The sequence below is a fragment of the Micromonospora sp. NPDC047812 genome (assembly GCF_040704175.1).
Classification (GTDB): domain Bacteria; phylum Actinomycetota; class Actinomycetes; order Mycobacteriales; family Micromonosporaceae; genus Micromonospora.
The window spans coordinates 1-1,253 of sequence record NZ_JBEYRY010000041.1 but is presented as its reverse complement, the minus strand read 5'-3'; the positions used below and the strand labels follow the sequence as shown (position 1 = coordinate 1,253).

The 1,253-nt window shown below is 68.8% G+C and carries 1 protein-coding gene; it reads right to left on the bottom strand.

Going from position 1 to position 1,253, the window contains the following annotated elements; translation table 11 throughout:
* A partial coding sequence (locus AB0883_RS30775) for an SDR family NAD(P)-dependent oxidoreductase (protein WP_366644773.1) occupies positions 1-1,253 on the bottom strand: 1,253 nt, incomplete at both ends.

Below are 1,253 nucleotides of genomic sequence, written 5' to 3'. Positions count from 1 at the left end.
TTCCAGGACTGTCCGCTGGCGTTCCTCGACTCCCATAGCGGCCAGCCTGGTGGCCAGGTCCACTCGCGTGTCGGTTGTGGTCGCCGTCCGGCGGGGCGAGCCGCCAGCCAGCACCTGCCACAACGGTGGCAGGCCACCGGCGCCGACGCGACGCAGCGCGGCCGTGTCCAGCCGGATCGGCACGAGTTGCGGCTGGTTGGTACGTACTGCCGCGTCGAACAATGCCAGGCCTTCTTCGGAGGACATGGGAAGGATGCCGTTGCGTCGCATCCGGTCCAGGTCCACCTTGTCGAGATGCCCGGTCATCGTCGACTGCTGGGCCCACAGTCCCCACGCCAGTGACTGTCCGACCAGACCCGCGGTCTGTCGCCGTAGTGCCAGGGCGTCCAGGACCGCGTTGGCCGCGGCGTAGTTGCCCTGTCCCGGTGACCCGAGGGTGGCCGCCGCCGAGGAATACACCACGAACAACGCGAGATCCAGATCCTGGGTCAGTTCGTGTAGCCACCACGCCGCGTCGGCCTTCGCCCGCAGTACCGTCTGCAGCCGCTGCGGCGTCAACGCCTCAATCACCCCGTCGTCAAGCACTCCGGCGGTGTGCACCACCCCGACCAGCGGATGCTCGGCCGGCACCGCCGCCAACACCTCAGCCAGGGCATCGCGGTCAGCGACGTCACACGCCGCCACCCGCACCCGCGCACCCAGCTCGGTCAGATCACCGACCAGCTCCGTCGCTCCCGCCGCGACCGGGCCCTGCCGGGACAACAACAACAGATGCCTGACCCCGTGCGTGGCGACCAGATGCCGGGCCACCAACTGACCCAACACCCCGGTCCCGCCAGTGATCACCACCGTGCCACGCGGATCCAACCCCGCCGGCAGCCGCAGCACCACCTTGCCCACATGGCGGGCCGCTTGCAGGTAGCGCAAGGCCTGCACTGCGTGAGCTGACTCGAATACCCTCACCGGCAGTGGCTGGAGGATCTCAGCGGCGAACATGTCCAGGATCTCACCCAGCATCTGCCCGATCCGGTCAACACCGGCGTCGGACAGGTCGAACGCCTGATACACCACCCCGGGAAGGTCTGCGGCGACCCGGGCCGGGTCCCGCACGTCGGTTTTACCCATCTCCACAAACCGGCCGCCACGGGGCAGCAGCTGCAGCGACGCGTCCACGAATTCCCCGGTCAGGGCGTTGAGGACCACATCCACACCCTCCCCCCCGGTCGCGGTCAGGAAGCTCTGGCGGAAGTCCA